Source organism: Nocardia sp. NPDC088792, assembly GCF_044750615.1.
Classification (GTDB): Bacteria; Actinomycetota; Actinomycetes; order Mycobacteriales; family Mycobacteriaceae; genus Nocardia.
The window spans coordinates 1,650,640-1,676,167 of the sequence record NZ_JBIVKC010000003.1 but is presented as its reverse complement, the minus strand read 5'-3'; the positions used below and the strand labels follow the sequence as shown (position 1 = coordinate 1,676,167).

The window sequence follows — 25,528 nt, the reverse complement described above, 5'->3', positions numbered from 1 at the left end:
GTCAGCTCCTGTCCGTGAGGTATGCGGCCTTGCCCAGCCGCACCACACCGTCGGGGTACATCTCGACGCCGGTGACCTGCGTGGAGTGCGCGGTCAGCAATCGCTCGCGGTAGGTGTAGAGGTAGGGGTTGTCCTTCTGGATCTGTTGCACCGCTTGGGCGTAGAGGTCCGCGCGTTTGGCGGTATCGGTGGTGCGGGCGGCCTGCCCGAGCAGATCATCCGCGATGGGGGAGCTGTATCCGCTGTAATTGCCGCTGGACTTGGTAGTCATGAACCGGGTGATATTGCCGTCCGGATCGATTCGCCCCGACCAGCCGAGCAGCATGGCCTCATAGTTGCCGCGCTTCTGCATATCCAGCATCGTGGAGTACTCGGTGGGCACGATCTCGATATCGAATCCGCCGGCCGCGGCACTGGCTTGCATCGCCTGCGCATAGCGCAGCCGGTCCTGAGAGGTCTGCACCGCCATTTTCACCCGATAGGGGAGTTGCACGCCCGCCTCGGCCAGCAACTGCCGCGACCGCTGCGGATCATAGGTGGGGCAATTGTTCACCGTGGGTGTCGCGAAGGTGCTCTGCGGCACGATCGGCGAGCACATCGGCTCGTACCAATTGTTGAACACCGTATCGACCAAGGCGCTTCGATCGATGCTCAGCGACAAGGCCTCCCGCACCCGGGCATCCTTCGCCAGCGGGGTGTCGATCGGCTTCGTCGGTTTTCCGACGCCGTCCACATTCCCGAGGTTCAGATACACGCCCATGAATCCGAGCGACCGCGTCTGCAGCAACCGCAGTTTCGAATCCTTCTTCAGCGCATCGGCATCCTGCGGGGAGATGTAGTCGGCGACCTGAATATCGCCTGACCGCAGATTGGCCGCGCGAATATTGGCGTCGACCATGATCCGGTAGGTGATGGTCTGCAGGTGCACCTGTTTCGCGTCGTAATACAGCGGATCGCGTTCCACCACGATGGAGGTCTGCGGCACCCGCTTCACGAACTTGAACGGGCCCACACACACCGGATGGTCACCGAAGTTGTCACCGTTCTTGGCCAGCGCGGCCGGCGACATGATCATGCCCGCCCGGTCGGCCAGCGCGGCGGTGATGGGCGCGAACGGCTTCTTGTAGTGCAGCACCACTTCCGAGTCGCCGGTGGCCTCGATGGATTCGATCGGACCCAGTTCACTGGTTCGCTGCGAGGTCTTCATGCTCAGATGCCGCTGCAGGCTGGTCCGCACCGCGGCGGCGTCGAAGGAGGTGCCGTCGGCGAACTTGATGCCGTCGCGCACCGGAATGGTGACCGTCAACCCGTCCTCGGACACGGTCGGCAGCGCCGTGGCCAGTTGCGGGACGAGATTGCCGGAAGAGTCGTTGTCGTAGAGCTTCTCGCAGATCGAGCTCATGACATAGCGGGTATAGAACGAGCTCGACGTGGTCGGGTCGAGGCGGTCCGGTTCGGAGGACAACCCCATGACGAGATCGCCGCCGTCGCGCACCTCCTGGGTGCCCACCGGTGTGCCGAAATCGTCTGTATGGGTAGAGGTTCGGTCCGGGTACTGCAGTTGCGCACAAGAAGCGAGCGTCACGGCGACCACGGCGAGCCCAAAAAGCCTGGAAAGGCGAACGAGCATGCGCAACAACCTACTTGAACGTTGCAGGGATTTCGCCCCGCAAGACACACTTTGACGTTATCGCCCCGAGGCGTAACCCTGCATTCCCCGGGGGTTTGCTCCAGCCGACAGCACACCGGTCTCGGGATCTCGTGCGACAGCGCACAATCGGCCCTCCGACCAGGCGCCACCGACCGTCACGCGATGGCCTCGGCGTTCGAGCTCGCCGATGACCTCCGTGCCGATCCGCGATTCCACCACCACCGCACCCGGATTCGTCACCCGTGGATAGAACGATCCCGGGAAGCTCTCCTGATGCCAATTGGGGGCGTCGATCGCACCCTGTAGATCCAGGCTGCCGCGCACCTGCTCGCGCAGGGCGACGGCGAGTAGGAAATGCGTATTCCACTGATCCTGCTGATCACCGCCGGGCGTACCGAAGGCCATGACCGCCTCACCGTCGCGCAGCGCCAGGGAGGGGCTCAGCGTGGTGCGCGGGCGCCGCCCGGGCGTGAGCGAGTTCGGCAGATCCGGCTCCAGCCATGCCATTTGCAGGCGGGTGCCGAGCGGGAAGCCCAGTTCCGGGATCACCGGATTGGATTGCAGCCAGCCACCGCTGGGCGTCGCGGCGATCATATTGCCCCAGCGGTCCACCACGTCGAGATGACAGGTGTCACCGCGGGTGGCGCCATTGGAAGCCACGGTCGGTTCCCCGGCGCCGATCGGAACCGCCACGGCCCCAGCGGAGTTGGACTTCGCGTACGCGCTCAGGCGCGGGGATAGTCCATCCGGGCTGCCCGGTCGCAGTTCCGCCGACGCCTGCGGGCCGATGAGCGTCCGTCGCTGCTTGTTGTATTCCGGGGACAGCAGCGTTTTCAGCGATGCCTGCGGGTTGTCGCCGTACCAGGCCTCACGATCGGCCATGGCGAGCTTCGAACCTTCGATGAGCACGTGGTAGTACTCCGGCGTGCCGTACTCCGGAACGACGTCCAGCAGTGCGAGCTGCTGGAGCAACGCCGGGCCTTGACTCCACAATCCGGGCTTGGCGATGGTCCACCCGTTCCAGGTGTAAGTGGCCGGATCCTCGTACGTGGCACGGTAATTCACCACATCGTCGGCGCTGAGGGTGCCCGCGTGCCGGGCGCCGGAGGTATCCATGGCGGGGCGCGCCGCCGCGGCGACGAGCGCCTCGGCGATGAAGCCCTCACGCCACACCCGCCGCGCCGCCTCGATCTGCGACTCGCGGTCGGTTCCCGCCGCTTCGGCCTCGGCCAGCACCCGTTGCCAGGTCTGCGCCAGCACCGGATTGCGCAGTAGCGCACCGGGAGCCGGCGGTTTGCCGTCCTTCAGGTAGACCGCCGCGGAGCTGGTCCATTCGGTTTCGAAGAGTTCCGCGACTTCCGCCACGGTCTGCCCGATCCGCTCCACCGCCGGAATCCCGTGCTCGGCATAGCCGATGGCGTACGACAGCACCTCCGACAGCCGCTTCGAACCGTGATCGCGCAGCAGCAGCATCCAGGCGTCGAACGCGCCGGGCACCGCGGCCGCCAGCGGCCCGGTACCGGGAACCAGCTCGAGCCCCAGTCCGCGATAGTGCTCGATGGTGGCGCCGGCCGGAGCGGGGCCCTGCCCGCACAGCACCTGCGGCGCCGCACCGGCGGGCGCGAGGATGATCGGCACCTCGCCGGCCGGGCCGTTGAGATGCGGTTCCGCCACATGCAGTACGAACGCCGCGGCGACGGCGGCGTCGAAGGCATTGCCGTCGGCCTCGAGCACCGCCATGGCCGTGGCCGAGGCGAGCCAGTGGGTGGACGACACCATGCCGAAGGTGCCCTGCAGGGTGGGACGCGTGGTGAACATCAGCGGACTCTCTCCGATACGCCGAGGCGGTGGAAAACCACCTGTTCCAACAGGGCCACGAGCGCGTCGCGCACCGAATTCCGGTCGCGCGCATCACATTCCAGCAGCGGGATCCAGTCCTCGAGTTCCAGGGCCTCCCGGACCTCGGCCAGGTCGTGCGCCGGTTCGTCCTCGAAGCGGTTGACCACCACCACGAACGGCGTCTGCTTGTCCTCGAAGTAGTCGAGCACCGGGAAGCAGTCGCGGACCCGCCCGGTATCCACCACGATCACCGCGCCGAGCGCGCCGTCGACCAGGTCGTCCCACAGGAACACGAAGCGATCCTGGCCGGGTGTGCCGAACAGGTAGAGCACCAGCGACTTGTCCAGGGTGATGCGGCCGAAGTCGAGGGCCACCGTGGTCTGCGTCTTCTGCTCGTGATGACCGGGATCGTCGACATCGACGGACGCCTCGGTCATGGCCGCCTCGGTGGACAACGGCTCGATCTCGGAGATCGCACCGATGAAAGTCGTCTTACCGACGCCGAATCCGCCGCTGATGACGATCTTCACCGACGACGGCGGAGCGGGGCGCGTGTCAGAGTGCCCGGACAAGGTCTCTGATCCTCTCGATGGCAGAAATGGAAAGTTCGGTGGCCTCGCGCACGGTGAGGTGCCCGGCGGCGGCGAGATCGCTCACGATCACCTTGGCGACACCGACCGGAATATTCAGCGCGGCACCGATTTCGGCGATGGACCGCGGCTCCTGGCACAACTGCACCACGGCGCGTTGCTCGAGCTGTAAGGGGGCTTGCATCGCCGCGCGCGGCGCCTGCACCATGGTCTCGATGCGCAGACCGTCGACCACCGGCGTGGTGCGGCCACCCGTGACGATGAAGGGACGGACGAAGTCGTCCTCACCCTCGGCCGCATGCTCGGCGGGCAGCGGGCGGAGGCGGTCGCGCTGGAACCAGCCGAAGTCGTGGTCCGGGTCCGGGCCGTGATGCTTCCCGTACGGGGGTTCGGAATCTCTCATCGGCGCAAAGTCTCCCGCAATTCGGACACCAGCGCCGGATCCAATAGCGATCCGGCGCGCTCGGCCAGCACCGACATCTCGTAACCGAGCAGGCCCACATCGCAGTTGCCGTCGGCGATGACGCCGAGGCAGCTGCCGCTACCCATGGCCGAGACCAGCAGGAAGCCGCGCTTCATCTCGATCATGATCAGCTTCAGGCCGTCGAACGAGTAACTGCGCGAGGCGCTCTTGGCCAGACTCGACAGGCCCGACACCATGGCCGCCAGCCGGTCGGCCGCGGTGCGGTCCAAACCGTCGGACATGGCGATGAGCAGACCGTCCGAGGAGACCGCGACGGTCTCCCGCACGCCCGCGGTATTGCGGACGAAATTGGCCAGCATCCAATTGAAGGAATGGATATCGGTGCTGGGCAGATTTGTCGTCACCAGTTCTCCTCTACGGTCGTCGCGGGCGTCCCGGGATGCGCCGGATCGGCTGTGCGCGAATAAGTTTCGGGAGCGTCAGGATACGGCGCGGCCGATGGTGGACCCGCCGCGGCACCGCGTTCGTGCCCTGCGCGGAAGGAATTCAGCATGCTGCGGGTCGCCTCCGGAGAGCGGTCGGTGACCGGCGCGGGCGGTGACATCGGATTCGGGCGGGGCTCACGATTGGACTGCACTGCGGGCGCGGCCCCGGCGCGAGCCTTCTTGTTGCGGCGTTCGAGTCCACTGCGTGTGGTGAGCGCGGTGCCACCTCGCGGGTCGGGCGTAGCGCCGCCTCGCGGGTCGGGCGCGCTGCCGCCTCGCGCGGTGGGCGCACTGCCGCTGCCGCGAGGCGTGAGGTCATTGCCGCTGCCGCGCGGGGTGAGGTCATTGCGGCCGCCCCTTGAATTGAGGTCATTGCCGCTACGTGGGGTGAGATCACTGCCGCCGCGTGGAGTGGTGGCAGTGCGGTCCGGAGCGGCGGTTCCTGCGCCTCGACCGGGCGCGCCTCCCACACCCTTGGCCTCCGAAATCATGGCTTCGTAGCTGCCGGTGCGCGGGCCGGACTCGGCGAATCCCGTGTTGGCGACGCCGAATCCGATCACCCCCGCGTCGGCGGTGGCGGGCCGCATGCCGATTCCGGTGTCGTAGCCACGCTCGCCTGTACCGGTGGTGGACGGCGGTTCGGTGACGAGCGCGTGCCGACCGGTGGTGTAGGGCGAGGGCAGGGCAGCGGTCTCGTGCAGTGACTCCGCCGGTGCCGGAAGGCTTCTCGCTTCCGAATCCGAACCCCAGGCCGGTTCCATCCCGGTAGCGGGCAGCAGCGCCTGCACCGTGGTCGTCGGCAGCTGCTCATCGTGCGCCGTGGCCAGCAATGCGCTGGGCAGCGTCATCCGCGCGACGATACCGCTCACCGGCGAGGTGGTCAGTTCCACCTCGATCCCGAGCCGCTGCGCGAGCTTGCCGACCACGTAGTGGCCCAGATAGCGCGTCGGCGCCACGATGAAATCGTCCTCACCGCGCAGCTTCGCATTCGACTGCGCGAGCGCCTCCGCGGACATGCCGACACCGTGGTCGACCACCGCGAGCAGATACCCGTGCGAGGCCGAACGGCCGTAGATCTCGACCTCCAGATCCGGTGGCGAGAAGGCGAGCCCGTTCTCGATGAGCTCGGCGAGCATATGGGAGAGCTCACTGGCCACCGAACCCACGATGAGTACATCCTCGACGCGGCGCAGCACCACGCGCCGGTAGTCGTCGACCTCGGACATGCCCGCGCGCACCACATCGATCAGGGTCACCGGGCGCGCCAACCGGCGCGGGCTGCTCTCGCCCACCAGCACCAGCAGGCTCTCGGCATTGCGGCGCATGCGAGTAGCGAGATGATCGAGTTCGAACAGGTTGGCCAGGCCCTGCGGGTCGAGTTCCTCCCGCTCGAAGGCGCTGATCAGCGCGAGCTGGCGGCGCACCAGATTCTGATTGCGTCGTGCCAGGTTGCCCATCGACTCGGTGGTATTGCGGCGCACCAGCGCCTGCTGCGAGGCGAGTTCGAAGGCGGTGGTCTGCACGCGGTCCAATGCGCCTGCGACAGCGGCGATCTCGGCACTGGACCCGACGGGGGTGCGCACCGGCGCCGGCGCCTCGGGCTGGCTCTCCTCGGCGTGCGACCAGGCGTCGATGACCTCGGGTAGTCGGCGCGAGGCCACATCGTCGGCCTCTTCGGCCAGGGTGTGCAGCGGTCGCACCAGGGCGCGCACCGAGGCCAGCACCAGCGCGATCATGGCGAGAATGGCGATGGCCGCACCTACCAGGAAGGCGATGAGTTCGGTCTCGGCGCTGCCGCGCAAATCCTCGGCGCGGGACTGGATATCGCTACCCACCGACTTCTGCACGGCACGCTGCGCATCGATGACGCCGGTCATCTGCGTCCACCAGGACGTCGCATCCACCGGGCGCGCCAGCGGCCCGTCTCCGGAGGCGAGCGCGACGCTCTCGGCCTGATCGGCCTGCGCGGCATGGTCGCCGCCCATCGCGGCGTCCAGATCGGCCTGGCGGGTCTTGTCGGCGTAGCGGGAGAACGATTGCAGCGCATCCTGTTTGGCGGCGCGGATCTCCATGAACTGCCCGTACTCGCCGCCGGAGAAGTGCCCGACGACGAAGACGCCGTTGAGGAAGCCGCGCTCCTTGTCGAACTGCGCTTTCGCCGCACCGAGTGCATAGAACGCCTGCAGGCCGCGTTGCAGTTCCGGGTCATTGGCCTGATCCAGGCCCAGTGTCAGCCGGTTCAGGGCGCCGACGGCATCGTTGTAGAACTGGAGCACGACGGGCCGGCTGATGCGGCGCGTATCGACCTGCGTGCGCGTATTGGTCAGCAGATTCAACTGTGCGAGCGCCGCCCGGACCTGGTCCGCTCCCGGCGCATTCGAGTCGGCCGCGCCCTTCACCGCATCGAGCGTGGCATCGACACTGTGCCGCTGCGCGAGCAACTGCTGCTGCAGACTGCCGTCACCGCTGAGCAACCCATTACTGAGGCCGAGTTCACGCTGGATCTGGTCGGTCAGATCCTGCACTCCGAGGGCCAGCGTGACCGCGCGCGTCGTGGCGTCGGACTCGCGATAGTCGGCGTACGCCCGCTGGACTGTGGCCGCCAGCAAGACCAGCACCAGGATCAGCGCAAACGCCAGAATTCGCGACAGCTGCCCGCTGATGGTGCGCGCTCGCAGGAACCCGCCCATGACGAAGTCGAGCACCCGATTCACCGCTGCAGGCCGTGCGGGCGCCGAATCGGTGCTGTCCCCGGACTTTTCCTGCCCTAGACGTAGACGCACTACCTGCCGCTCCTCCGAAAGACCAACCCTTTGTGCATCGAGCACACGTGAATCCGGGAGAAAACTCCCACATGCCCAATCCGCAGTCAACTCGGACGGTACCCAGGCCCAAACCCCCCACCCACCAGCCTCTCTCGCTCCTCGCGCATCGCCCGGCATCGCCGCTCAGAAGTTCACCGGCAACCCATACTCTTCGCATTTCCGCCAATTCGGGCGCCTTCCAGGTGAAGATCCGGTAGTCCCAACCCAAACAACTGGTCGGTACGAGTATTCTGCCCCGCCCGCGATGGTTTACATGACTACTATTTTAATTGCAGCGCAACTGAATTGCAGTGCAACGGCAATAGCTACGGTTGGCGACCGCAGAGCGTGGATGTCCAAGCTGTCGGCACACAGGCCGAACCGGCATAGAGTGTGTCGGCGTCGGGAGCCGACGGCTGGTCCGACTCAGCTGCCGGACGGGGGAGCGGGGTGGCGGTGAAAACCCCCGGACTATGCCCCCGAAAGTAGGGGCTTCGGTAAGCACGATGACAACAGGATTCGTGCTGGGCGCATTGGCTGTGAAGTACTGGCTTTGACGAAATACGTGCAACCCTGGTCGACTCAAAGCTCGGCACTGAGCGTTTCGCGGGGGACCGCGTGGGGTGGGTGCCAGAAGGTGGCGGCGAGCCCGTACAGGATGGCCGAGACCACGCCCGCGACCACCGGCAGCGGCAGGACGTTGTAGAAGAAGCTCGGCAAGAACTCATCACCCCAGAAGCCGAGGGCGAACCCGACGGCGACCGCGACGATCGCGGTGGGAACCACGCGTTCGTGCAAGGTGCGTGGAGGGTCGAAGAACGCGGTCGCGGGCGTGCGGCGGCGCTGCACGTACAGCCAGTCCACCAGGATTACGAAGATGAATGGCGTGGTGATGTCCCCGGCGTCGGTGATCAGCGTCTCGACATGGTTGAGGATGCCCCAGATCGCCAGGGCCGTACCGAGTATGCCGAGGCCGATGGTGGCTAGTGGCTGCTCCCAGCGGGTCGGCTTGTGGACGTTGTTGATCGCGACCAGCAGGCTGGCGGTCGAGGGGTAGAGGTTCATCGCGTTGGTGTGGATGACCGCCAGAGCGGCGCCGAGGGCGGCCACGAAACCCCATCCGCTGATGTGCGCGCCGAGCAGCGCGATGTTCCAGTCGCCCGTAGCCGACTGGGAGTACGCGCCGAGGACGCCGAACACCAGGACCGCGAGCATGATTCCGACCGAAGGCGCCAGGAAGTACGGAATCTTGGCGCGTCCCTTCGTCTTCTCCCACGGCACCGCGAACCGTGTCGTGGTGGCGAGGCTGTAGATCCAGCCGAGCACCGAGAAGGTCAGCACCGTGGTCAGCGCCATTCCCCAGTTCATCGGCGCGGTCTGGCCGGGATAGTGCAGCGTGTAATGCGTGACCAGATAAAAGGCGAGGGCCAGGTAAGCGGCGACCAGCAGCAGTGCGGTGTAGCGGTAGAACCGCTCCAGCCACTTCATGCCGAACAGCACCAGGATGATCTGTACCCCGCCGACGATCACGTCCCACATGTACACCGAGGAATGCGTGATGGCGGCCAGGATTTCGGCGCCGATCTGCGTATTCAGCCCGAACCAGCCGAAATTCACGACCGTGAACAGGATCGAGAACAACAGCGACCCGTCCCACCCGTAGGTCTTCCGGGCAACCACCAGCGTGTTCAACGGAACCTGCCGGCCCATCTCGGAGGTCAGCCCGGCCGGAATGAACGCGATCAGCCACGACACCACAATCGCGGCAATCATGTACGTCAGCCCGTACTGAAACAGCAGCGCCCCGATCAGCGGGGTAGTAGCCGACGCCGACGCCATCAACCAGACGATGAAAATCTTCCACGACGTCTGCGTCCGCTGACTCTCCGGAACCGGCGCCACCCCAACGGTCTCGATCTCGCCGCCGATCCTGCGCCCGAGCCCCGCCGAGCCCTCCGTCCCGCCCGTCCGACGTCTGATCTGCACCATGACGAAGACCCCACAATCACTGCGTCACTTGAGAATCCGGCAAGCCTACCAACCATCACGCACCGGGCGAGGCAAGATCACGCAGACCACCTGATCAGCGGGCAAGCACCCACACGGGTTGGCACGAGCATCGTGAGGCAGCCGAGCGATCCCGTGGAGCAGGTCCACGGCGGGCGATTCCTCGAGGGGAATTGTTGGGTGTCTGCGGTGCGGCGCAGGATCGTGTCCGATCGCTTCGGTGAGAGGAACACGACAATGAGCGAAGAGAATGCCCGAATGCGTTGCTATCGGCTGGATCCGGGGCGCGGGCTTAGTGGGCTGACACTGCAGGATCATGAGGTGCCGCGCCCAGGGCGTGGGCAGGTGCTGGTACGGATCCGTGCGAATGGGCTGGGCTACCGAGATTTGCTGGTGTTGGAGAACAACTATCCGTTGCCCATCACGCCGGGCGTGATCCCTGGATGTGAGGGAACCGGTGAGGTCGTGGCGGTCGGCGCAGACGTGACCCGGGTCCTGCCCGGTGATCGGGTGGCCGCGACGGTGTTCCCGCGCTGGCTCGACGGCCCGTTCCGGTTCGAGAATGCCGCTCAGCTCGGCACCATGATCGACGGTGTGCTCGCCGAATACGCGCTGCTCGACGAGCAGGGCTTGGTTCGTATCCCCGATCATCTGTCGTATGAGGAGGCCGCGGCGTTGCCGCTGTCCGCGGTGACCGCGTGGCATGCGGTGACCGTCGGCGGGCCGCTGCGACCGGGGCAGACGGTGCTGACGTTGGGATCGGGATCGGTGTCGCTGTTCGTGCTGCAATTGGCCGCATTGACCGGTGCACGCGTCATCGCCACCACCTCCAGCGTCGAGAAGGCGGAGCGATTGCGCGCGCTGGGCGCCGACGAGGTGATCGACTATCGCCGAAACCCCGACTGGCACACTCATGTTCGCGAGGCGACCGGTGGAGCCGGGGCCAACCTTGTCGTCGATTCGACAGGTCCGCTGCGGAAGTCGTTGCAAGCGGCTGCGCGGGGTGGCGAGATCGCGGTTGTCGGGTACTGGCTGTCCGGTGACGCGGGCACCGAGCCGATCGATCCTGTGACGATCTTCAGCAGCGGCGCGGTGTTGCGGCCGATCGCTACCGGCAGTCGTGCCCATTTCGACGCGCTCAACCAGGCTGTCGACTTCCACCGACTGCGCCCGGTGATCGATCGGACGTTCTCCTTCGATCAGGTCCCGGAAGCTTTGGGCTACATCGAAACCGGAGGTGGATTCGGCAAGGTGATCATCAGCCACAGTTGAGGCGCGGGCGACATCCGGGAGACGGCATCGTCAACCGGCTTCACCAGGTGGTGTCGGAAGGTGTTGGTACCGTTCGAATCGTGTCTATCAGTGTCGATGTCTGTTTCACCGTGTACGGATTGTCCCCCGGCCATGCCGAGGCGGTCGCTGCGCTGTTCGAGCAGGTGATGCGAGAGGAGCGGCTCGAGAACGAAGCCGTTCTCATTCAACGTGATTCGGTGATCGGGGCGGGTGTCGATGTGCGGGTGGAGTCCCCGGATCCGGTGATCTTCAGTGGCTTCAGCCGATGGCAGGACGATTTCGAGCCGCAACTGCAGCGGCGGGTCGAGCAAGTTGCGCCGGGTGCGAAGGTTGAATTCGAGTGGGAGTTCAGTTCCGAAGAGCAGTCAGCATATCTGGCACTGGCCTCGGAACCCGCTGCGCCACCGGCCACTTGGGCAGAATTCGCTTCGCGCCTCGCCATCGTACTGGAGGCCATGACCGAGCAGGCAGCAGTGACACTGGGAACGTCCGAAGGTTCGTGTATTCAGTTCCTGGGCCGCGGATTTGCGGACACAGGATCCGGATTCTCCTCCGTCAGCGCAAACGTCACCGCCGAGCAGGACCGCCTCCTGGCCGCTGCCGGATGGGTCATCGACCTGCCGGGAATCGGGGAACCGAATCGGTACCGCTGCTTCAGCGTCGACCAGGGGCATTTCCCGTATATCGCCGCCCGGGCCGTCGAGGCGATGACGGAGGTGCTTCAGATCGGCTCACCCTCCCAACTCACCGTCGACTCCTTCACTTACGCCAGCGGCGAACCCGATCCAGCGGTCGCCGCTCTCGGTTTGGAATCCACTTCGCGGTCGTAGACCCCTGCGAAGAAGTAGGGCAGCACATGTGTCGCTGCTGGTAGGGACTTCTACTGAGCCTCATTCGGATCCGGGTGAGGCTCAGTCGTTTCCGCGGCGCAGGGCGAGAGTGGATTCGACGCCGAAAAGTCTGTGCAGACGCTGTTCTCGCGACCGGAAGTAGCGCGTCGCTACCGAGTTGGGAATCACCGCGGGCTGAGCGACCTTGTAGGCATGATTGCCGATGACCAGCGTCGCCGAACCCGCGGCGAGAACGTTCTTCAGCCAATCGGTGCGTTCGCCGGTTGCTCCGGGGCGATATGGCGGGATTTCTGTGGAATCCCCTCCGTAGAGGCGTTGCGAGACAATAGAGTTCGCCGTTACGTGGCCTATTGTCCTTCGTCCAGGAGGGCATGCAGCGCCACGTTGGCAATCTGCCGTAGCTCATCGTGGCTGCGCCCGGCTGCGGCCTGGACGGCGATGCCGTCCGAGATGGTGTGGACGAGCGCGGCCAGGGCGGCGGGTTCAGGGTGGGAAGGCAGGTCGGTAGCCTGCTCGAGGCGCCTGCGCAGCGCGGTCTCGCTGGCTTTGCGTACCGCGACGGCCTCGTGCCGTACAGCATGAGAGTTGGGTCCGCAGGCCTGAACGGTCTTGACGCACAAGCAACCTTGGGGCGTGGTCTCGCCTGCGGTCAGGTCGACGGCGCCGAGGATCAACCGCTCGATGACTTCGCGCGCGGTGGACGCGTCCAGCGCGTCCGCGGCGTAAGCGCCGGGACCGTCGAGGTAGCGGGTCAGGACTTTCCCGAACAGTTCGTCCTTGTTGCCGAAGGCGGCATACAGGCTCGGTTTGTTGATGCCCATCGCGGCGGTCAGATCGGTCAGCGAGGTGCCTTCATAGCCGTTGCGCCAGAACACCTCCAACGCGCAGTCGAGCGCGGTGTCTGCGTCGAACGAGCGTGGGCGTCCGCCTGGCATGCCGTTCTCCCGTACTCTCTCCAGGTTTTTTTACCTATCGGTACATTACCTCTTGCATGCCGGAGCGGCGCCACCTAGTTTCTTACCAAACGGTACATAACTAGGGAGTGGTGCACATGATCCGAGTCGGAGTTGTCGGGGCCAGCGGTTGGGCAGACAGCTCGCACCTGCCCGCACTCACAGCGCTCGAGCAGTTCGATGTCACTGCGGTCGCGACTACAAACCAGGCCAGCGCGGACCGGGCGGCCGCCGCCCACGGCGCGCGGTATGCCTTAGCCGACTGGCGAGAACTCGCTTCACACCCTGAGGTCGACCTCGTCGTCGTTTCGGTGAAAGCATCAGGGCATGCCGCGGTGATCAAGGCAGCGCTCGCCGCGGGCAAGCACGTCGTGTCCGAGTGGCCGCTGGGCATCGACGTCAATGAAGCTGCCGAGCTGACCGAGGCCGCCATCGCCGCCGGCGCTGTTCACGCGGTCGTCCTCCAGGGCCACCACTCCCCGAGCGCCCACTTCGTCGCGGATCTGTTGGCCGATGGACGGATCGGCGCACTCGAATCAGTCACGCTGGTAGCGGAAGGTACCCCCTTCGGCGGCAGCCGGATATCGCCGGATCTGGTGTTCAGCCTGGATCCTTCAGAAGGAACCAACATTCTGACCGTCATGGCCGGTCATTTCCTGTCCGCACTCGAGCGGATCGCGGGCCGACTGACCGAAGTTTCCGCTCGCCTACCCCGCACACACGATCACGTGCTCGTCGCCGGGACCGAACAGACGGTGCCCAATGCCACGCCCAGCCATGTGCTCCTGCACGGACAGCTCGCCAACGGCGCGACAGCCTCCGTCGCCGTGCACGGCGGAAACGGGCCCGCCCGGGACGGATTCGTCCTCAGGCTCATCGGCAGCGACACAACCCTCACCGCCACACCGGCCCAGCCCGGGACATTCATCCACTGGGGCGAATGGGACATCCGGATCGACGAGGAGACCCTGCCCGTGCCCGACGCCTATCGCACCGTGCCCGCCAGCGTCCGGTCCGGCCCACCGGCCAACATCGCGGCCCTCTATCGGGAAGTTGCCCAAGCCATCACCGAGGCCAGGCAACCGCATCCCAGCTTCGAGACCGCCCTACGCCACCACCGGGTCCTCGCCGCCATCGAACAGTCCGCAGCCGATGGAATCGCCCGAAGCATCTCGTAACCGACACGCGGCGCAACCGAAATGCTTTGGCGGGCATCCATTTAAGGAGGCCGGGATTACTGAGTCTGCAGGAGCCCGGCGGCCTGTTTCGCGGTTTTCTCGAGCTTGTCTCGATAGTGCTGCCATTGGGTCGAGTCGCTGGAGGGCATGTTGTCGTTGCCGTCGACCAGGCCGGCGGCGCCGTCGATGAGCTCGCGGACGATGTCGGCGTGTCCGGCGTGCCGATGGGTTTCGGCGATGACGTGCACCAGGATTTGATGCAGGGTGACGGTGCGGTGCTCCTCGGACCACCAAGGGACCGAGCCTTCGGCGGTGAGATCGAGGCTGTCGATCGTGGTGTCGGCGTGCGCCCATGCTCGGCGGTAGAACCCGATGATGTCTTCGCGCGACTGTTCCGCGGTGGCCCACATATCGGCCGTTGGATCCGCCTCGAAGTCGTATACGGCCAGGGGTTCATCGTATGGGCGGGAGAAGGTGTCACCGAAGTAGCCGAGTTCGACGCCGCCGAGGTGTTTGACCAAGCCGAGCAGGCTTGTGCCGGTCGGGGTCATGGGGCGACGTACGTCGTACTCGGACAGGCCGTCGAGCTTCCACAGCATGGCTTCACGGGCAGAACGCAGGTAACGATGCAGATCCGCTTTGGGGCCGGGGACAGTCATATCGAACACTCTGCCAGGACACTCGCCCACCCTCGATCGACTTTTCTTCTCAGCCCGAAGCATTCACTCGATCTAACCGGTTGCTGCCGTGGGAGACTCGCAATCAATTGGGATGCGCCTCGCGCCTCGTTTCGGCAGCATGGGTGCCATGGGCTGGAACTTCACCGAAGATGTCGAGCAGTTTCTGGGGGCGGCCGGAGAGTTCCTGCGGTCTCGGCCTGCCGAGCACAATGTCGCGTTGACCGTGAGCGCGACCGTTGCCGCCGGCAATTCGCCGGGGTATCCGAACCCACCACTATTCGGTTGGTTGACGCGCGACGGTCAGGTCTTCGGCGCGCTCGTGCATACCCGGCCGTTCCCATTGGGCCTGTTCGGACTTGCCGCCGCCGACGCGGCCGAATTGGTCGCGGCACTGCACAACGCCGGTCACGATGTTGACTATGTTGTCGGCTCGGTCGATGTCGTGCGAGCTTTCGCCGAGGCCGCGCAGCGTGGATCCGAAGTCGTCGACCACCAACTTCTCTACCGACTGAGTCGCCTGGTGGCACCGCGCCCGACGGCCGGGCAGGCCCGGCTTGCCCAGCAGTCCGACCGGGAGGTGCTGGAGGATTTCACCAAGGTGTTCACAACGGAGGACACCTCGGCCGCGTTCGATCAGGTCGGTGAACGGCTGTCCTACAACGGCTTCTGGCTGTGGGAGGTCGACGGGCAGCCGGTGTCGGTCGCCTCGCTCTCGCGCAGCGTTGCCGGGATCGTACGGGTCGGCATGGTGGCCACCCCACCGGAACATCGCGGACACGGCTACGCGGCGGCGGTGACGCACCATGTGTCGCAAGCCGCGTTGGACGCAGGGAACCGTGAGGTTCTGCTGTTCACCGACAGGTCCAATCCCACGAGCAACGCCATCTACCAGCGGTTGGGCTACGAGATAGTCGAAGAGCAGATCCAGATGCAGCTCGGCGCACTCACTGTTCGCGAGCACTGAGGTCGCCGGTCGGCGCGTCGTGGAGACCACGAAGGTGAACACGATCGTTCTGTCCTAGGTTGCAGTGCATGACCCGGTACCAGGTGTTTCGTGCAGCGCACATCGCAGGCCATGCCTTGTGGTGGGTCTTCGTGGTGGCCACTATGCTGGCCGGAGGCATCACCTGGTTCAGCGATGGCGAGCAAGACGACTTCGGCTGGACCGCGTATACGCCCCTGCTGGATGTGCCCCGGCGGTATACGGATTACCTGCCGTCGGACGGGTTCGATCAAATCGATGTCATGTCGCTGATCGGGTTCTGCCTGCTGGTGCTGGCGACGCTGGTGGAAGCCGTGACTGTCCGGCGGCTGATCGCCGGAATCATCACCGTGGCAGTGCCGTTCGCGGCGGCGGTGCTGATCTGGTGCGCATTGCCGCGCGGGCATTGGAACTTCCACCTCGAGCCCCTCACCGCTCTGGCGGTAATCCTTGTGGCGGTGGCGATCCGGGAGATACAGGAGCGCCGGCTCGCCGCCACAGTCGTTCGAACATGACCAGCCGAGAAGATTCGAGAACGCACTGAATCCGCGGCCAGTTCAGTGCGTTCGGCCGGTGAAGGGGATCGACCTTCGTCACCGCCCGATTCCGTACACCATGCTCAGCCGACCTTCGGGGAGTTGCTCGACCTTGTGCAGCTCCATCGCGTGCCGCGCCGACGACGAGAACAACGCCTTGCCCTCGCCCACGATCAGCGGATAGACGATCAGGCGCAGTTCGTCCACCAGACCGGCGTCGATGGCGGCACCCGCAATCGACGCGCCGCCCATCAGGTAGATGTCCTTGCCATGTTCCTGCTTCATCGCCGCCACGGCGTCCAGGTCCGCCAGGATCCGGGTGTTCGGCCACGTCACCGACGTCAGCTTGCTCGACACCACGTAATGCGGGGTCTTCGAGGCGAACTCGCTCCATTCGACCTCCGCCGCCGTCGGCATGTTCCCGCTCAGTGGGTGAATCTCGTTCGGCGCGTCCAGGACCCGTGTCCAGTACTGCTCGTACAGCGGATACATCTGTCCACCGAGCACACACGCATCGATCTCCGTCGTCAGCCACGAACCGTACTCGTCGGGCCAGCCGTTCACCCAGTCCGGATATCCGTGCGGCGCTGCATATTTCCCATCGGCCGAGATCTTGAAAGCCGCGATGACCTTACGCATGGTCGTCTCCTGTTCGTGCACGCGGCCCGACACAGACCGCCGATATGAATACCTACGAACCACCGGCGCGGACCCGACTCGGACCGCCGTCGGCAGACCAGGCTGCCTTCGACCTTGCCCTTGACGAGCTCGATACCGTGTTCGTTGTAGTGATCCGAGCGATCGCGAAAACTCACCGCCAAGCGGAATCCGAGCCGCCTGGGAGTCCAGTTCGGAAGAGGGCGTGGCCGTGTCGATCGATAGCGAGGAGTTCGCGATCCTGTTCGCGCCGCACCGCCGGGAGTTGCTGGTGCACTGCTATCGCATGCTCGGCTCGGTGCACGACGCGGAAGACGTGGTTCAGGAGACGTATCTGCGGGCCTGGCGCTCGATCGGTGACTTCGAGGGCCGATCCCAACTGCGGCATTGGCTTTACCGGATCGCTACGAACGCCGCGTTGCGGGAGCTGGAGAAGGGCCACCGCCGCTCACTGCCATCCGGCTTGGGCAATCCGGTCGAGGAACCCACCGACGACCCCACACTCGAACGTCAGGATATTCCGTGGTTGGAACCGATCCCGACCGCTCTCCTGCACCCGACATCGGAACCACCGGATCCGGCAGACATCGTTGCGCAACGACAGAGCATCCGGCTGGCGTTTGTCGCAGCACTTCAGCATCTGCCGCCACGCCAACGCGCTGTATTACTGCTGCGCGACGTGCTGGCGTTTCGCGCAACGGAGGTCGCAGGACTGCTCGACATCAGCCCTGCGGCGGCCAACGGTTTGCTGCAGCGCGCCAGGGACAAACTGGCAGCAGCCGCACCAACAGAGCAAACAGTCAGCGACACACTCGAACCCGATCAACAGCATGTTCTGGATGAATACATCGCCGCGTTCGAGCGCGCCGATATTCCGGGCTTGCAACGCATGTTGCTGGCCGACGCATCCCTGGAGATGCCGCCACTGTCGGCCTGGTTCTTCGGCCGCGCCGCCATCATCGGCTTCTGGAAGTCACTGATTCTCACCGGGCCTGGCCGATTCCGAGTGGTCGCCACCTCCGCCAACGATCAACCTGCCGCCGCTGTTTATGTGCGGCACGCCGACGGTTCCTATCACGCCGACTCGCTCCACGTGCTCACGCTCGTACCTGGCGGGATCGCGCGAATAGTCGTGTTCCTCCAGTCCACGGTATTCGAACTGTTCGATCTTCCGATGACCATCGACCATGAAGGATCTGCTCACGACATAGCCCGGTGACGCCTTCGGCGGTGAGTTTTCCAGCTCGGTGGGATCAGTACCTGTGAGACACCGGTCAGCACTCACCCTTGGAGGAACAATGTCCACCCGAACCGCCATAGTCACCGGAGCAAGCCGTGGATTCGGGCGTGCAACGGCAATCGCCCTGATCAAAGCGGGTGTTCACGTCATCGGTGTCGCTCGCGACCAGGAACGGCTTGATGCCGTACGCGCCGAGGCCGGCGCCGAGTTCACACCCATTGCGGCCGACGCCGCAGACCCTGTCACCGCTGGTCGACTCGTCGACACCTATCGCCCCGACATCCTGGTCTTGAACGCAGGTGCGCAACCGCTGCTTCGGCCCGTGCACAAATACAGCTGGGAGACGTTCAGCAGCAACTGGGAAGTCGACGTCCGCCACGTATTCAACTGGACACGTGAGGCGCTGCTGGCTCCCCTGGATCCGGGGAGCGTGGTGGTCGCTGTCTCCAGCGGTGCAGCACTGCAGGGGTCCTCGATCGGCGGCGGATACTCCGGAGCAAAGGCAACCATCCTGTTCATAACAGGATTCGCAGCGGAGGAATCGAGCCGCGAGAAACTCGGTATCAGATTCGTTTCGGCAGTGCCCGGACTCAACCCGGGCACAGCCCTGGGCCACGCCGCAGCCACCGCACATGCTCAGCGCGAAGGAGTTTCGCTCGACCGCTTCTTACAGCACCTCGATCCCACACTGACCCCCGAGCGAGTCGGTCAGGAAATCGCCGCCCTGGCAATCGGCAGCGAATTCGATTCCCGCGCCTACCGGATCACGGCCACGGACTCACACCTGTTGACTGATCCACGATCCGACCGAGCATAACCTGGGTATTGGGAACGACTGTGGCGCAATCAAATCCGAGTCGCGTTGACGCCGTCTCACTGACATCGTTGGGTAGTCTGCTCTTATACCTCGCCTATTACGAGCGGCCTGCCCGCGCAGGCCGCGGCGAGTACATCGAGGGCCTGGGCGGATTCGCTGCCGGGCGGCGCGGTGAGGACGATGAGGCGCAGGTCGGTGCCGTGGGTGGTGAGGATGTCGCAGTCGAGCTGCAGCAGGCCCAGTTCGGGGTGGTCGATGGTCTTGTGTTCCTGCTCGTAGACGCCGACGCGATGGGTGTCCCAGAGGCCGCGGAATCTCGGGCTGGCTTCTCGCAGATCGGTGATCAGCTGGGTGAGGCGCTGGTCTGCCGGGTATCGGCCGGAGCTCGAACGCAGGTCGGCGACGATGGATTGCTCGAATTCGCGCTGCTCGTCAGGGGTCCGCAGGATTTTGGTGGGCAGGCCGTTGAAGTAACGCCACGCCATATTGCGTTCACGTCGGGGTCGGGCGAGAGGATCGCCGATCACATTGGCCCACAGTGCATTCCAGGCTATCGGGTACCAGCGCAGGTCGTAGACCGCTGCCGGGCTCGACGACAGTTGCGCCAGCAGTCGGCGGACGCTGTCGGGCAGCGTGTCGTGAACACGTCTATCGCCGGGAACCAGTTGCCCGGCCAGCTGGAACAGGTGGGCGCGTTCGGCGTCGGTCAGGCGTAGGGCACGCGCAAGCGCAGCCAATATCTGCGGTGAGGGCGCGGTCGCCCGGCCTTGTTCGAGCTGCACTAGGTAGTCGGGAGACACACCGGCCAAATGAGCCAGTTCTTGGCGGCGAAGCCCGCGCGCACGGCGGTTCGCATCGGTCGGCAGCCCGAGCTCTTCGGGGCTCAACCGGTCGCGCCAGCTGCGCAGCGTTGCTCCGAACTCGTTGATCGAAGTCGCCATGGCCCCGATCCTATGGCGCGCCGACCTCGGTGAGGTGCAGGCCGACGGTCTCGTAGCCATGGCACTCCTCGGATCACAAGTGCTCAGCGAACCAGTCGGCGATCAGTTGCCGGGCGGGATCGGGGTCATCGGCGTTGCAGTGCTCCACGCCGCCGTCGCCTGCCGCTACGGTGAACACTCGCAGTTCTTTGTCGCTGGAGCCTGCGGCGTGAAATGCCTTGCGCGCGTCGGAGAGTGGGATGGCTCCGTCGTCTTCACCGTGCACGATCAGCAGCGGCTGAGTGAGATGCGGCAGGGCGTCGGCGAGTGTCCACTGCTGGACCCGCTGCAGTGCCTGTTCCATGGTCTCGGTGCCCATCACCCAGGGCAGCTGCCAGAACGGCACCGACGTGGTCTTCGACCGGGTCGCCCAGCGATGCTGCCAGACTGCGCCGTAATCCCACACCCCACCCCATGCGGCGCACGCCTTGATCCGGTGCTCGAACGACGCGCCGCGCGGTGCGTAGTAGCCGCCGAGGCTGATCCCGAGCAGACCGATTCGCGTGCGGTCGATGTCGGGGCGCGTCTCGAGGTAGTCGACGATCGCGGCGGTGGGCACCTCGTAGTCCGGGCGGGAAGCGACATTACGCAGCCGCAGCGGCTCGCCGGTGCCGGGAGTATCGATGACCAGACAGGCAATGCCGCGGTCGGAGAACTCCTCACCGATGAACCCGTAGAGCAGTTCCTTGGTGACGTCGAAACCGTTGTAGAAGATGACGATCGGCGCCGGACCCCGCCGATCGCGGGCTGGGATGAGATAGCCGGGCAAAACACCGTCGGGCGAATCGATCTCGACCCGCTCGAGCGGTCGCGGCATGTACTCCACGGCCTTCGCGAAGGCAGTCAGCCCACACTGGTAGCTGTGTATCTTCGCCGGACCCGGCGGCGTCTGCCGCTCACCGGTCAGATAGTAATTCGACGCCCGCAGATAGCGTGCGCTCGCGCTGCGCCGATACCCGCGGCGCAGATCGTCCTCGGCATGCTCGACCTGCTGCGCACCGGCACTGTCCCACGCTTTGGTCCACCCATCGACATCCGTGTCGGCCTCACGTAGGGGAGCGAGCCAGCGGTCGATCTGTCCCAGATCCCCGCCGGCCATCAGCGACAACATCACTGCGGAAGACCACATGTAATTGCCCGGAAAGTAGTTGAACACAGCATCTCCCTTCCACACCTCGCTCTAACCCGACCGGAACGAGCCTAAGCCCGGATTACGCAGCTCAGACCGCTCAGAGGTAGTGATGTCAGTACCACCCACACTCCTGGTCGCAATGCTGAGACGACAAGAGGCGCGAAGTGTGGCCGGTGCGCTCGGATGCGGCGATACGGCTTAGCGTCCGGTGGCGATACCAATGGGGGGATCACGTGAGCCCCGCACATTGACACTCGGTACATTCGCGGGTCAGGCGCTTCGTTGCAGTAGGTCGACCGTATGCCCGTCATCGCTTCGATGCCGTACGTCTGAGCAAGTGAATCGGCGTAACTGGAGGACTCATGCGAGGCGACTGGTCAGGACGAGACGAAGAGCGTCGGCGGCCGGTGAATCCCGGCGTCCCGCCGCCGCGTCGGCCGTCGGGACCACCTGCGGGAGCACGACGGCAGCCACCGGTGAACCCGCCGATGCGGCGACCGGTGAATCCTGGTGTCCCGCCGCAGCGTTGGCCGTCGGGACCACCTGCGGGAGTGGGTCGGCAGGCGCCGGTGAATCCGCCGATGCGGCGGCCGGTGGATCCCGGCGCTCCGCCGCCGCGTCGGCCGCCGGAGGAACCCGCCAGCTCGCGGCGACGTTCTCCGCGGCGGTGGTGGCGGACGATCCGGCGGATTCTGGTGCTGGTGATCGTGCTGGTGTTGGCTCTGGCCGGGTATTACATCTACCTATTCGCGAGCATGTCCAGCAAGATGGCTTCCTCAGGTGCTCTCAGCGGCGCGCCCACCTCGTCCAACGGTACGAACGTCCTGCTGATGGGCCTGGACACCCGCAACGATCAGAACGGCCAGCAACTGCCGGCCACGATCCTGTCCCAACTGCATGCCGGGGACGGTGATCAAGGCGGTTACAACACCAACACCCTCATCCTCATCCATATCCCGTCGGGCGGCGGTAAGGCACAAGCGTTTTCGATTCCTCGCGACGACGCGGTGGAGGTGCCCGGCTACGGCATGATGAAGATCAAGGAGGCGTACGGGAATGCCAAAGCCGACGCCGAGCAGGCCGCGCGCAAACAGGGTGTGACGGACCAGCATCAGCTGGAGACCGTCGGCCGTGAAGCCGGACGCAAGCTGGAGTTGGCGACTGTCCGCAACCTCACCGGCGTATCCATCGACCACTTCGCCGAGATCAGCCTGTCCGGTTTCTACGATCTCGCCAACGCCCTGAATGGTGTCCAGGTCTGCCTGAACCAAGCGGTCGACGACTCCGACTATTCCGGCGCGGTGTTCCCGGCAGGCACGCAGAAGCTCGACGGCGCGCAGGCGCTGGCGTTCGTTCGGCAACGACACGGGCTTCCCAACGGCGACCTCGACCGCACCCACCGGCAGCAGGCATTCCTGTCGTCGGCATCGCACAACGTCCGTGGCGTCGGCACGATCCTCAACCCGTTCAAGATCGCCAACATGACGGACGCCGCGAAGCGGGATGTCGTCATCGACGATCGGTGGAACGCGCTGTCCATGGCATGGGAGATGCGCTCCCTCACCGGCGGCAACACGGTCTTCCAGACCCTGCCGATCGAAGGCTTCTTCACCCTGAACGGCGAAGACGCCAACCGCATCGACCCGGCCACGATCCGCGGAATCATCCAATCGACCTTCTACGGCAAGAGTTCGGCGCCCAGCACCAGCGCCGGTGCCCCCAGCAGCGACCCCGGCACCGGAACCGACGCATCCGCTCAAGGACCGAGCGGTGCTCCGGTGAAATCGGATTCCGACGGCGGCGTGCCCTGCGTCAACTAGAGCTGCCCTTGGGGGTTACGGCCGTGGTCTCGACTGCTGTAGGTGGTGCCGTTTCCTGCTGAGGGGGTTGGTTCTGGGTTGGGTTGGCGGACCGCGCAGCGGTCACACCGGTGCTCGTACCGCGCGGTGCTACGGCGCTGGTGGCAGCGATGGTCGGGTTGAGACGCTTGTCGATCCACGTCCCGAGGTAGTACACGCACATGGCCGGGCACCGGAAATCGATTGCGGGACCGGGTCGTTGTTCCTAGGGTGACGATCATGTGTTGCCACTTCTTCGTGCGTGTGCGTCGTAGCCGGGCGCTGGCCCGCTAGCCGTCGCAGGTAGTTCGTACCGGCGTCGGCAGGCGCGCTCAGGGCCCTTCGAGAGTCGTATTTCCTTCTCGAGGACCCGAAAGGGCAACTGCTGTGACGCAGAATCATGTTTCTCGTAAATCCGGATACCGGGACTATTCCCATACTCAGGGCAAGGTCGGCAAGGCCGCGGGACGCACCTCGCGAGACCGGGCACGCCGCGAACTGTCGCAGAACTTTCTGGTGGACAGCGACGCCGTCGAATCGATTGTGCGGGTGGCGGATCCGAACGGACTCGTGTGGGAGCCCGGTGCGGGCGAGGGAGCGCTCACCATCGCACTGGCGCAGCGTGGAGCGCACGTCATCGCCTACGAGATCGATCCGCTGCCGGCCGGCAGATTGGCGGCTCGCACTCGTGGCCACACCGGAATCCGGGTGGTGCGAGGCGATTTCACCAGGGCTCGGCCGCCGCGAGAACCCTTCGCGGTAGTGGGAAATATCCCGTTCTCAGCGACGGCCGAGATTGTGAACTGGTGCCTGACCGCACCCGCGCTCACCTCGGCGACGCTTCTCACCCAGCGCGAGTACGCGCGCAAACGCACAGGCGACTACGGCCGGTGGAGCCTGGTCACCGTGGCCACGTGGCCGTGGTTCACCTGGGAGCTGCGCGGCCGGGTGGATCGCACCGCGTTCCGTCCCGTGCCGGCGGTGGATGCGGCGATCCTGCGCATCGATCGCCGACCACACCCGCTCGTGGGAGATCGTGAGACCTTCAGGGCGCTGGTCGAATTGGGCTTCTCCGGGGTGGGCGGTTCGATCGGGGCGTCGCTGCGCACTCGTTTCCCGAAGGCGAATGCAGCGCTCGCGGCCGCCGGAATCGCACCGGACACCGTCGTCGCATATGTGCACCCCGACCAGTGGATCGCATTACACGCGGCGATCTTCGGGTAGCCCAGGACCGGCTTGGGCTCCCTCCGAACGGGTCTCGACGAACGCGGTCCCGCGTCCGTGGCCGGTTCGGTCATGACTCACCGAACCGAACATCACCACTCATGAGCGCAGAAGTTCGGCTGACAACGATCGCTCGGGACCGGGGACGCATCGGCTGCATCGGGTTCGGCGGCCCACCCACACACATCGCGCTGCTGCGGAGGTTGTGTGTCCGGGCCCGAAAGTGGTTCGCGGCCAGCGAGTTCGAGGACTCGATCACCGCCGGCCCGCCGCCGGCCGCCCTTTCCGAACGCGAATGCGCCGTGCGGGTCCTGCACTACGGACACGACAGGACCCAGGCCGACCTCGCCCGCCTACTGGGCATCTCGCAAATGTCGGTGTCGCGGATCAACTCATTTGGACGGCCGATCAACGCGCGGGTTGCGGCTTTATCGTTCATTCGTTTCGAGTGAAGTCAGCATGGAAAGGTGCGATGCGGAACGTCTTGCGCTGATTGCACGGCGTCGGGTATTTGGTTGGTGAGTTCGGCTTCGCTTCGGTCCAGCCACCGCCGATACCACTGGGCAAAGCCCAGCCTGGCTCCGGCGCCATCGACCAAGGGCTCGAAACCACGATCGTCGGCGGTGTTGTCGGCCCACATCTGCCCTCGCGCCTGCCCACTCACCACGAGCACTTCGCGTTGTGCGCAACCCACATGGCACAGATACAGCAGCCCGACCGAATGCTCTGGCCGGTAGACGATCTCGTCGTGCCTCTTCCTATACGCGTCCTCGGCAGTGTTGAAGGTTTCGACCGAGTCGAAGTCCTGCTCGTCGGGAGGATCGGGGAGCTCATCTGCCGGATTGAACGCCACGACGTACGGAAAGGGTTGCGCGAGCGTGTCCACCGCGGTCAGATCCGCGCCGTCACCCTCCCAACACCACCGCCCCTCCCTCCGGCCGAGGGTGAACAGCCCATAGGCCGGCCCGGCCCCACCGCGGCCGACGGTCAGCAGAAACGCGCGATACTCGTGCGGCAGTACCACCCCCACCTGGCTCTCGACCTCACCTAACTCGGCGATACTCAGCGGCGCCTCGAGAGACCACCGATGACCTTCCGCCCCGAAAACCTCGTGCACGCCAGCCGCTTCCGCAAGACACGCGATCCTGCGAGGGACATCCGACCAGTCATACGTCATGAACCGCACCGTATCCCGGGGAGCAGAACGACAGCTTGTCCGGGGAATTCGAACCGCCCGGGGCGGGCGATATGGGGCGTTCGGTCGGCCCCGGATCGACAGTCCCAGTTGATCTTGTAGAGACTTGATCATCCTTGCGACCCGCCGCGAATAGTGTTGCCGGCGCCCACACAATGACGTCGGCAATGTC

At 65.3% G+C, this 25,528-nt stretch carries 23 protein-coding genes; 10 read left to right on the top strand and 13 right to left on the bottom strand.

Annotated features, from left to right (window positions below):
* Nucleotide 1 precedes the first annotated feature (1 nt).
* The 7 genes from ACIP5Y_RS25910 to ACIP5Y_RS25880 all read right to left on the bottom strand — a co-directional run bounded on the left by ACIP5Y_RS25910 (nucleotide 2) and on the right by ACIP5Y_RS25880 (nucleotide 9,782).
* Nucleotides 2-1,630 (bottom strand): ABC transporter substrate-binding protein, encoded by a 1,629-nt coding sequence (locus tag ACIP5Y_RS25910; protein ID WP_400353573.1) that lies wholly within the window; start codon nucleotides 1,628-1,630, stop codon nucleotides 2-4.
* A gap of 57 nt (nucleotides 1,631-1,687) precedes the next feature.
* Nucleotides 1,688-3,469, bottom strand: coding sequence for a gamma-glutamyltransferase family protein (locus ACIP5Y_RS25905; protein ID WP_400353571.1), 1,782 nt, complete (start codon nucleotides 3,467-3,469; stop codon nucleotides 1,688-1,690).
* Nucleotides 3,469-4,062, bottom strand: a complete 594-nt coding sequence (locus ACIP5Y_RS25900) for a GTP-binding protein (protein ID WP_400353569.1) — start codon at nucleotides 4,060-4,062, stop codon at nucleotides 3,469-3,471. The genes ACIP5Y_RS25905 and ACIP5Y_RS25900 overlap by 1 nt, the downstream gene beginning before the upstream one ends.
* Nucleotides 4,046-4,483, bottom strand: a complete 438-nt coding sequence (locus ACIP5Y_RS25895) for a DUF742 domain-containing protein (protein WP_400353567.1) — start codon at nucleotides 4,481-4,483, stop codon at nucleotides 4,046-4,048. Before ACIP5Y_RS25895 ends, ACIP5Y_RS25900 begins: the two co-directional genes overlap by 17 nt.
* Nucleotides 4,480-4,908, bottom strand: a complete 429-nt coding sequence (locus ACIP5Y_RS25890; protein WP_400353565.1) for a roadblock/LC7 domain-containing protein — start codon at nucleotides 4,906-4,908, stop codon at nucleotides 4,480-4,482. Before ACIP5Y_RS25890 ends, ACIP5Y_RS25895 begins: the two co-directional genes overlap by 4 nt.
* Nucleotides 4,905-7,772, bottom strand: coding sequence for a nitrate- and nitrite sensing domain-containing protein (locus ACIP5Y_RS25885; protein WP_400353563.1), 2,868 nt, complete (start codon nucleotides 7,770-7,772; stop codon nucleotides 4,905-4,907). The genes ACIP5Y_RS25890 and ACIP5Y_RS25885 overlap by 4 nt, the downstream gene beginning before the upstream one ends.
* Nucleotides 7,773-8,375: 603 nt before the next feature.
* Complete coding sequence (locus tag ACIP5Y_RS25880; protein WP_400353561.1) at nucleotides 8,376-9,782, bottom strand: purine-cytosine permease family protein; 1,407 nt, start codon at nucleotides 9,780-9,782, stop codon at nucleotides 8,376-8,378.
* A 255-nt stretch (nucleotides 9,783-10,037) separates the two neighbouring features.
* Between ACIP5Y_RS25880 and ACIP5Y_RS25875 the strand changes: the two genes are divergently transcribed.
* Together ACIP5Y_RS25875 and ACIP5Y_RS25870 are read left to right on the top strand one after the other, a co-directional pair.
* Entirely contained in the window at nucleotides 10,038-11,072 is a 1,035-nt protein-coding gene (locus ACIP5Y_RS25875) for an NAD(P)-dependent alcohol dehydrogenase (RefSeq protein ID WP_400353559.1), read from the top strand.
* 80 nt (nucleotides 11,073-11,152) lie between these two features.
* On the top strand, nucleotides 11,153-11,923 hold the full coding sequence (locus ACIP5Y_RS25870; protein WP_400353557.1) for a TY-Chap domain-containing protein: 771 nt from the start codon (nucleotides 11,153-11,155) through the stop codon (nucleotides 11,921-11,923).
* Nucleotides 11,924-12,291: 368 nt separating this feature from the next.
* On the opposite strand, the gene ACIP5Y_RS25865 is transcribed toward ACIP5Y_RS25870, so the two are convergent.
* Entirely contained in the window at nucleotides 12,292-12,879 is a 588-nt protein-coding gene (locus tag ACIP5Y_RS25865) for a TetR/AcrR family transcriptional regulator (protein ID WP_400353555.1), read from the bottom strand.
* A 116-nt stretch (nucleotides 12,880-12,995) separates the two neighbouring features.
* Here ACIP5Y_RS25865 and ACIP5Y_RS25860 point away from each other — a divergent pair, with 116 nt between their 5' ends.
* Nucleotides 12,996-14,075, top strand: coding sequence for a Gfo/Idh/MocA family protein (locus ACIP5Y_RS25860; protein WP_400353553.1), 1,080 nt, complete (start codon nucleotides 12,996-12,998; stop codon nucleotides 14,073-14,075).
* A 56-nt stretch (nucleotides 14,076-14,131) separates the two neighbouring features.
* Here the strand turns inward: ACIP5Y_RS25860 and ACIP5Y_RS25855 are convergent, their stop codons facing one another.
* Nucleotides 14,132-14,734, bottom strand: coding sequence for a DinB family protein (locus ACIP5Y_RS25855; protein WP_400353551.1), 603 nt, complete (start codon nucleotides 14,732-14,734; stop codon nucleotides 14,132-14,134).
* Between the two features lie 148 nt (nucleotides 14,735-14,882).
* Between ACIP5Y_RS25855 and ACIP5Y_RS25850 the strand changes: the two genes are divergently transcribed.
* Both ACIP5Y_RS25850 and ACIP5Y_RS25845 read left to right on the top strand, forming a co-directional pair.
* Nucleotides 14,883-15,719, top strand: a complete 837-nt coding sequence (locus tag ACIP5Y_RS25850) for a GNAT family N-acetyltransferase (protein WP_400353549.1) — start codon at nucleotides 14,883-14,885, stop codon at nucleotides 15,717-15,719.
* Between the two features lie 68 nt (nucleotides 15,720-15,787).
* Nucleotides 15,788-16,252 (top strand): hypothetical protein, encoded by a 465-nt coding sequence (locus ACIP5Y_RS25845; RefSeq protein ID WP_400353547.1) that lies wholly within the window; start codon nucleotides 15,788-15,790, stop codon nucleotides 16,250-16,252.
* Between the two features lie 78 nt (nucleotides 16,253-16,330).
* Here ACIP5Y_RS25845 and ACIP5Y_RS25840 read toward each other — a convergent pair whose 3' ends face one another.
* Nucleotides 16,331-16,912 carry a dihydrofolate reductase family protein gene (locus ACIP5Y_RS25840; RefSeq protein ID WP_400353546.1) on the bottom strand — a complete coding sequence of 194 codons (582 nt, stop codon included), beginning with the start codon at nucleotides 16,910-16,912 and terminating at the stop codon, nucleotides 16,331-16,333.
* A 223-nt stretch (nucleotides 16,913-17,135) separates the two neighbouring features.
* Here ACIP5Y_RS25840 and ACIP5Y_RS25835 point away from each other — a divergent pair, with 223 nt between their 5' ends.
* Together ACIP5Y_RS25835 and ACIP5Y_RS25830 are read left to right on the top strand one after the other, a co-directional pair.
* Entirely contained in the window at nucleotides 17,136-18,149 is a 1,014-nt protein-coding gene (locus ACIP5Y_RS25835; RefSeq protein ID WP_400353544.1) for a sigma-70 family RNA polymerase sigma factor, read from the top strand.
* Between the two features lie 79 nt (nucleotides 18,150-18,228).
* Nucleotides 18,229-18,987: an SDR family NAD(P)-dependent oxidoreductase gene (locus ACIP5Y_RS25830; RefSeq protein WP_400353542.1), complete on the top strand. Its 759-nt coding sequence runs from the start codon at nucleotides 18,229-18,231 to the stop codon at nucleotides 18,985-18,987.
* An 83-nt stretch (nucleotides 18,988-19,070) separates the two neighbouring features.
* Here ACIP5Y_RS25830 and ACIP5Y_RS25825 read toward each other — a convergent pair whose 3' ends face one another.
* Nucleotides 19,071-19,928, bottom strand: a complete 858-nt coding sequence (locus ACIP5Y_RS25825) for a helix-turn-helix domain-containing protein (RefSeq protein WP_400353540.1) — start codon at nucleotides 19,926-19,928, stop codon at nucleotides 19,071-19,073.
* A gap of 73 nt (nucleotides 19,929-20,001) precedes the next feature.
* Complete coding sequence (locus ACIP5Y_RS25820) at nucleotides 20,002-21,123, bottom strand: alpha/beta hydrolase (protein ID WP_400353538.1); 1,122 nt, start codon at nucleotides 21,121-21,123, stop codon at nucleotides 20,002-20,004.
* 677 nt (nucleotides 21,124-21,800) lie between these two features.
* Here ACIP5Y_RS25820 and ACIP5Y_RS25815 point away from each other — a divergent pair.
* The 3 genes from ACIP5Y_RS25815 to ACIP5Y_RS25805 all read left to right on the top strand — a co-directional run bounded on the left by ACIP5Y_RS25815 (nucleotide 21,801) and on the right by ACIP5Y_RS25805 (nucleotide 24,613).
* Nucleotides 21,801-22,919, top strand: a complete 1,119-nt coding sequence (locus tag ACIP5Y_RS25815; protein ID WP_400353536.1) for an LCP family protein — start codon at nucleotides 21,801-21,803, stop codon at nucleotides 22,917-22,919.
* A gap of 405 nt (nucleotides 22,920-23,324) precedes the next feature.
* Nucleotides 23,325-24,161, top strand: a complete 837-nt coding sequence (erm, locus tag ACIP5Y_RS25810) for an ErmE/ErmH/ErmO/ErmR family 23S rRNA (adenine(2058)-N(6))-methyltransferase (RefSeq protein WP_400353534.1) — start codon at nucleotides 23,325-23,327, stop codon at nucleotides 24,159-24,161.
* 101 nt (nucleotides 24,162-24,262) lie between these two features.
* Entirely contained in the window at nucleotides 24,263-24,613 is a 351-nt protein-coding gene (locus tag ACIP5Y_RS25805) for a chromate transporter (RefSeq protein WP_400353532.1), read from the top strand.
* A gap of 2 nt (nucleotides 24,614-24,615) precedes the next feature.
* Here the strand turns inward: ACIP5Y_RS25805 and ACIP5Y_RS25800 are convergent, their stop codons facing one another.
* Nucleotides 24,616-25,338 carry an SMI1/KNR4 family protein gene (locus tag ACIP5Y_RS25800; RefSeq protein WP_400353530.1) on the bottom strand — a complete coding sequence of 241 codons (723 nt, stop codon included), beginning with the start codon at nucleotides 25,336-25,338 and terminating at the stop codon, nucleotides 24,616-24,618.
* Nucleotides 25,339-25,528: the final 190 nt, after the last annotated feature.